Origin of the sequence: Bacillus fungorum, from assembly GCF_002746455.1 — a bacterium.
In the GTDB taxonomy this organism is placed as follows: Bacteria; Bacillota; Bacilli; order Bacillales; family Bacillaceae_G; genus Bacillus_A; species Bacillus_A fungorum.
Genome location: NZ_NWUW01000068.1, coordinates 1 through 7,525 on the forward strand (window position 1 = coordinate 1; position 7,525 = coordinate 7,525).

4 protein-coding genes and 2 pseudogenes are annotated in these 7,525 nt (G+C 31.1%); 2 read left to right on the forward strand and 4 right to left on the reverse strand.

Annotation, left to right across the window (positions count from 1 at the left end):
• Positions 1–280 precede the first annotated feature (280 nt).
• Positions 281–640 carry a DDE-type integrase/transposase/recombinase gene (locus CO726_RS30050; protein WP_099686735.1) on the forward strand — a complete coding sequence of 120 codons (360 nt, stop codon included), beginning with the start codon at positions 281–283 and terminating at the stop codon, positions 638–640.
• A gap of 12 nt (positions 641–652) precedes the next feature.
• Positions 653–787, forward strand: a pseudogene (locus CO726_RS33305) (IS3 family transposase); the annotation flags it as partial.
• 230 nt (positions 788–1,017) lie between these two features.
• Here CO726_RS33305 and CO726_RS30060 read toward each other — a convergent pair.
• The 4 genes and pseudogenes from CO726_RS30060 to CO726_RS30075 form a co-directional block, all read right to left on the reverse strand.
• Positions 1,018–2,751, reverse strand: a complete 1,734-nt coding sequence (locus CO726_RS30060) for an ABC transporter ATP-binding protein (RefSeq protein ID WP_099686737.1) — start codon at positions 2,749–2,751, stop codon at positions 1,018–1,020.
• Positions 2,752–4,527 carry an ABC transporter ATP-binding protein gene (locus CO726_RS30065; RefSeq protein ID WP_245916846.1) on the reverse strand — a complete coding sequence of 592 codons (1,776 nt, stop codon included), beginning with the start codon at positions 4,525–4,527 and terminating at the stop codon, positions 2,752–2,754.
• A 594-nt stretch (positions 4,528–5,121) separates the two neighbouring features.
• Positions 5,122–5,834, reverse strand: a pseudogene (locus CO726_RS30070) (isochorismatase family protein); the annotation flags it as partial.
• A 31-nt stretch (positions 5,835–5,865) separates the two neighbouring features.
• The gene (locus CO726_RS30075) at positions 5,866–7,494 is read right to left on the reverse strand and encodes a (2,3-dihydroxybenzoyl)adenylate synthase (protein ID WP_099686739.1); all 1,629 of its coding nucleotides are present in this window, start codon (positions 7,492–7,494) and stop codon (positions 5,866–5,868) included.
• Between the last annotated feature and the right edge of the window lie 31 nt (positions 7,495–7,525).

Consider the following 7,525-nt stretch of genomic DNA (forward strand, 5'->3'; position numbering starts at 1 on the left):
CGGGAGAAAATCTCATCGATATGAGAAGAAAACAGTCTTTGATATATTAGGTGTCGTTTACAATTGTACCATGTCTGATAATCAAGCGGCTTAATTCAAAAAAAATGAAACCCGTTAGGGTTTATTTTGTGTGCAAATCTTTAGGTTCCCTACACATAAATTTTACAAAAAAGAAACAACCTCTACTTTAATTGACGTTGTATGAGCTTAGCTTGATAGCGATGGGATCAGATCCATTATTAGGAGAAAACGACCTTATTACGGATAGAAAGAAGCTTATGTGATTTCAGATAACTATCTGAACAGGGATTTCCAAGCTTCAAAACCGAATGAAAAATGGGTAACAGACATTACCTATTTTATTTTCAATGGACAGGGATTATATTTATCCGCTATTAAAGACTTGTACAACAATGAAATTAGTCGTAGAAATGACTTGAAACTTGTGTTAGATACACTTAAAAAGGAAAGAAAAAAACGAAACGTAAAAGGCCTTCTCTTACATGGTAATCAAGGGTTTCAATACACATCCCGTCAATACAATCAATTACTTAAAAAATATCAGATGAAGGCAAGTATGTCTCGAAAGGGAAACTGTTGGGGCAATGCTTGTATAGAAAACTTCTTCAGTCATTTCTAGTCAGAGTATTTCCATTTATACTCTTTCCGCAAGGCTGATGAGGTTAAAGTTACCGTGCGCAAATATATGCACTTTTATAACTACCAAAGATTTCAAAAGAAATTAAATAACCTGAGTCCATATAAATATAGAACTCAGGTTGCTTAGTTGTGCTTGTTAAATACTGTCAACTTGACAGGGGTCACTTCAAATCTATAGGAGCTCTTTTTTTATTGGGTATTTTTTGTCTTATTCCCCCTTTCGGGTGGATGAGCAAAAACACCCATGAGAGACTGCTTCTTTATAAAAGTGTTCACCTAAAAAGATAAGAAGATGTGCTTTATCAAGTAATGCTATTTTTTTATCTTCAACATTTAAATCAATTTCTTTAGAGTTTTTTAGGCATTTATACTTGTTGTTATATCCTTTTGAATAAGTCTTGTATATAGTGAATTATTTTTTAGCAGTTCCTGGTGATTCCCTTTTTCTACAAGCTTCCCATTCTCCAAGACATATATAATATCTGAGTTTTCAATCGTTGATAACCTATGCGCAACAATAATGGTAGTTTTACCTTTACGTATATTATCAATATTTTTCACGATTTTCTCCTCAGTACTTATGTCTAATGCTGAAGTTGCTTCATCTAAAATTAATATATCAGGGTTTTTTATTAATGCTCTAGCTAGTGCTAAACGTTGCCTTTGTCCTCCTGAAAGAGTTAGACCTCTTTCTCCTATAACAGTTTCATACCCATCTGGCAAGCTCCTTATATAATCATCCAAACAGACAACCTTGATAATTTCATCAAGTCGCTCCGGCGAAACAATATTCCCTAGGAGTATATTGTTTCGTATAGTATCTGAGAATAAATATGGTTCTTGAAAAACAACACCTATATTTTGAAACCATGCATTATTTTCCATTTTCATTATTGATAAATTATTAGCTTTTATGTCTCCTGAATTTAAGAAATCAAATTTTAACAATAAATTAATTATAGTTGATTTACCTGATCCACTTGATCCAACAAGTGCAACTTTTTTGCTATGAGGGATTTCCATAGATAAATTTTTTATTGAATAATTTTGATTATTTATATATTTATAAGAAATATCGTCTAGACTTATAGTGATTCTGTCTTCGGGAAATAACATATTATTTTCAATTTTCTCTCGACAATTATTTCTGTTATATTCTTCCCTAAGATTATCAATAGACGCTATACGCCTCATTGTCGTATAGATTAAATCATATATCCCTTTTATTGCATCTGCTAATTGTAAAGATAATTGAAAAATTATAACCAACATACCTATTGACATTGAACCTATATATACTTTATACGAACCTATTGCGAGAACGATTAGGCTTGTTCCCCATTTGAGGGATTCATTTGCAAATAAATGCATACTTCGAATATTTTCTTCTTTAAAAGCATGCGCATAATAACGCTCAAATAATCGATTTAAAATCTGTTGTTCCCACTTTGTCCTATTAAAAATAAGCACTTCTCTAGTAGAAGATATACATTCCTCTAATCGAACTAAAATTTTAGATTCTTTTTTATTAATTATTTTGGACATCTTTTTAAATTTATGTGCTAAATGTTTAGCAAATAATATATAAATAAGATTAAATAATATTATAAATATTAGTACATATATATTAGTGGAACCAATTATAAAAGTTAATAGTACTATGCTAAGTAATTGTTGTAGTAAACGTGGAATATCCCATGCTAATAAACGCCCTACATTTCCTATATCAACTGTAAAGTGATGTACATATTCCCCTGTACGCTTTTTTTGAAAAACCGCTGTTTTTATACTATAAAGATGTTGAAAATAATTACTTGATAAAGATAATAATAAGTTAGACATATTTTTGGCTAAGAAATACGAACTTATTGTAAAAAGTAGCGAATAGCTTATATATGAGACAGCAATTAAAGACAAAACATATATAAATTGATCATACTCCTTATTTATAAATACGTTATCTATTAGTCTTTGCTGTAAAACAGTAGAAGAAATATAAGCGCCAGATTCTAAGAATAACAATAGAATAGAAAACATATAAATCCATTTATTACCACGTACTTTTTTCAAAATCCAAACTAGACTATTCATTTATACCTCCAGACACTCATTTTCTCTATTTATTAATTTAGTGAAAAAACCCTGATTACTGATTAGCTCCTCGTAAGTACCGGATTCTACAACTTCTCCATTATCAATAACAACGATACGATTAAAATGTTTTATAGAAGATATTCTATGAGCAATAGCAATAACAGTTGTTTCTTTCGCTAGATTATTTAATTTAGAATATATTTCTTCTTCGTTTTTATTATCCAACGAAGAAGTTGCCTCGTCTAATAAAATCAAATCTGATTTTTTCACAAACATTCTTGCTAAAGCAATCCTTTGTTTCTGTCCTCCAGATAATTTAATTCCTCTTTCACCTAGTAGCGTTTTATATCCCATACTTAACTTGCTTATAAACTCATGAGCATTAGCTAATTTTGCAGCTTCTATTACTTGTTCATCAGAAGCTTCTGGATTTGCAAATTTAATATTGTCGAAAACAGATGATCCAAATAAATATGTTTCTTGAGGTACGTATCCTATAGAATTCCTTATACTTGATAGTGAAAATTGACTAATATGTTTACTATTTACGTAAATATTGCCACTATCTGAATCATATGCTCTTAAAAGTAATTTAAAAATAGTGGTTTTTCCTATACCACTCTTACCCACAATTACAACTCGCTCACCTTTCGTTATCTTTAAATTGAAGTTATTTAATATAGGTTGACTTGAATTGTAACCAAAATTTATATTTTTAAATTCTATTGTGGTAATATTTTCGGGTTCATTAGATGACATAACTAAATTTTTCATTTTAGGTTTCTCAGCCAAAAATTCATATAGATTTTTAGCTTGGTAAATTAATATCTTTTGTTCGGTCATAGATGTTATTACTGCTGTAATTCTATGCATTGCGTTAAAATAGTAGAGGAAGAATGCCACAAATACACCTAAAGAAATATTATCATTTCTAATTGAAAAATACCCAACTATAATTAAAGCAATTCCACCTAAATAATAGGAAATTCTTCGAATCGTACCCCTTAAAAAAGAAAAAAAGTACATGCTTATCAGATTTTTATTAAAATCATTATGCTTATTCAAAAAGTTATTCAAGTCCCATTCCTGCACATGATTAACTTTTAACTCTGTAATAGCTGATATACTCTCATAAGCCTTTTTATTTAATGCAATACGAGCATTAGACATGCTTTTTCCACTAATAGATGCTTTTTTTTCAAAATAAGGTCCAAATAAATAATATAATAATAGAAATGGAATTATGATTAATGTTAATTTAACACTCGTAATTAACATAAAGCCTATAGAGATAATGGCAAATAATAGCTCCTGAATAAACATGGGAAGTAACGAACTATATAATTTTTGCACATTTTTTACCTCTGTACTTAATATCGACAGAAGTCTTCCAGAGGAATTAGTTTCATAATAATATATATCTAAATTTCTTAAATGCTGTAAGATATGTAATTGTAAATCTCGAGAACAATACTCTTGTAGTTTACGTTGTTTAGTATTTTGAATCGGAATTATTACAAAGTTTATCGTTAAAATAATTAACATACATCCAAATAATATTACATAAAACTCCATTAAATTTTCATTTACCAATGAGCTATCTATTAAAAATTGGATAGCTTTAGGTATTAAAAGGCTACTAATTGATATTAACAAACTACAAAAGATCAGGATTATAAAATTAAATTTATATGGCTTTATATATGATATTAACCAACCATAAATCTTAAATATATCTGATTCAAAAGAGCTTTTATTTTTATTATTCTTCATATCATACTCCTCTTTATTGGTTATCATTAGATAATAAAATATTATCTAACAAAAAAACATTAACTTTTTTTATAAAATTATTGTTCATTTGCAATCCCATACTAATAAAAAAATTATTTAACCTACTTTATTTATCCACTCTTTTTTAACTTGATGGATGATTTTATAAGTAACTCTATCTTGAATACGCTTACGATTATAAACTTTCTTAATCCACTGAAAATTAATGCAAAAATTGCCTTTACAAAGGTAACATATTGCCTTCGATATACTTACCCTATCTTAAATTTAGCTATAAATGAATCTATACAGTCATTTACCCTCAGACATTTCTCCATTTTCGGACTTAATTTAGTTGTACTTATATGATATTACTAACCTTAATATTTAAACTGCCTCTCATAAGCTTACTCAGAATATTATATTTTTACAGCTAGCAATTCAAAAAAATATAACATTCCGATGCTATTAATAACCTATATAATAATAATTTCTATTAAGGTTTTAACCTACTTTAAGAAAAATTAATTCTCACCAATCATTCACAGTTGAACTTTCAGCTAAATCCATAAATGTTACTTCAACTCCTTTTCAGCGCAACAATTCTACAAAACTCATAATCTTGATAGAATCCAATCCTCTATCTAATAAACTTTCCTCATCTGATAAATTAAAGGGCAATTTCTCAAAAAGATCAGCAACTTGTTGACGTAAATTTTGTAATGTGAATTCTGAATTATCCTTCAATAGTAAGTCTTTTGTTATAGTTACTGCACATCGATCAGATGCATATTGCATAGCTTATTTATGATGTTCTTGTGAAAAATCAGCAACTTCATCTGCTATAAAAAACGGCTCTATACCATCCATAAATGCATCACAAGCTATTAAAAGGCAACTAATACGCGCATAAATACCGCAAATAATAAGTTGACCTCATCCCTGTTCATTTAAAATTTCTAATAGATTTGTCTTTTTAAATGCACTATATCTCCATTTTGTCAGGAATACCGTCACCTCAAGGGTCTTGTAATAACCCTCGTTATCCTAACGTTTGTCCACCAGGTTGTGCTGGATAAACAACTGGTATACCATCACGTTCCTTACATTTTTCTCTTATCCCCTTAATACTTGAAATGAGTTCTACTTTTGGCGATTCTTTATCACTATGTGCATCGAAAAAATATTCTTGTACGTCATGGATTAGAAGAACTACACGTTTCGGATCTTGTGTCCAATTCACTTTATTTTTTTGTAGTTCTGATTCAATTGGTATTTTAATGTACTAAAATAGATGGGATAGCCATCTAATCACTTCCTTCCAAATTTTAATAGTTTTTATCGTTTTACTGTAATAAGTTTTTCAGCAATGACTTTACGTAATTCTTTTTTGCTTACTTTTCCAACACCTGTTTGCGGGAATGATTCAATAAATTCAATTCGATCTGGAATCTTATAAGCTGCTATACCACGTTCTCTTAAAAACATTTTTAATTCATTTACATTTGGGGCTTGTCCGCGAGCTATAACAAAAGCGCAAGTACGTTCTCCTAAATACTCGTCAGGCATAGATACAATTGCTACATCATGTACCGCATCATGTGCTAATAGATGATTTTCAACTTCTTCCGCAGCAACTTTCTCACCACCACGGTTAATTTGATCTTTATCTCTTCCTTCTACAATGATGTAACCTTGTTCATTTACTTTCACAAGATCTCCTGTGCGATAAAATCCATCCTTTGTAAATGATCGTGCATTATGCTCTTCTGCTTTATAATAACCACGAATTGTATATGGACCTCGTGTTAATAAACTACCTACTTCACCAGGTTTTACATCGTTATCATTTTCGTCAACAACTCGTACTTCATCGAGTGCAGACATTGGTCTACCTTGTGTATGAATAATAATTTCTTCCGGATCATTTAACCTTGTGTAATTTACTAACCCTTCTGCCATACCGAACACTTGCTGTAATGTACATCCAAATGTAGGGCGTATCCGTTTTGCCACTTCAGCACTAAATTTCGCACCACCTACTTGAATCACTTCTAGGCTTGATAAATCGTTATTACGTGAAAATGCAGCGTCAAGCCATATCATTGCTAATGGCGGTACGAGAGCAGTAATGGTAACTTTTTCTTTTTCGATAAGTGCAAATGCCTCATCCGGACTACCTCCAGTTGCCAGCACAACCTTTCCACCCGCATAAAAGGTTCCAAATGTTCCAGGAGAACTCATTGGGTAATTATGTGCTACTGGAAGAACTGCCATATAGACGCTCTCCGTATTTAAATTACAAATTTCAGCGCTAACACGTAAACTATAAATATAGTCATCATGTGTTCTAGGAATTAATTTAGAAAGTCCTGTTGTCCCTCCTGATAATTGGAGAAACGCAACATCACTTGGCTGAACTTCTGGTAATGAAACGGGATCCATATACAGATCATTTATGTTCACAAACTCTTCTTCTTCTTCTTCTTCTTCTCCTACTACAATTACATGTTGTAAAGTTGGTACTTTCTCTTTCACTTCCCTTGCTAGTTTTCGATAATCAAAACCGAGAGCCTTATCTGAAATCACGTACGCACTCGCCTCACCAAACTCACAAAAATAACTAATTTCACTACTACGATGTGAAGGTAATGCAAAAACAGGAAGTGCTCCAATTCGAAATAGCGCAAAACACATTTCAAAAAACTCGATAACGTTAGGTAGTTGAATTACAACTCGATCTTCTGGCTTTATTCCTAAATTCAGTAAACCTGACGCTAAGCAATCTACTTTTTTATCAAGCTCACTATACGTTATATGCGTATTTCCACTTACAACTGCGATTTGATTTCCATATTTTTTAGCACGCTCTCTTAACACTCCGCCAAATGTTTCCCCAAGCCAGCACCCTTCCGCTCGATAACGATCGGCAAATTCTTTTGGCCAGTTTGTATAACCTGTTAACATTTTTTCTTCCCCCTATTTTTCATTCAATGAG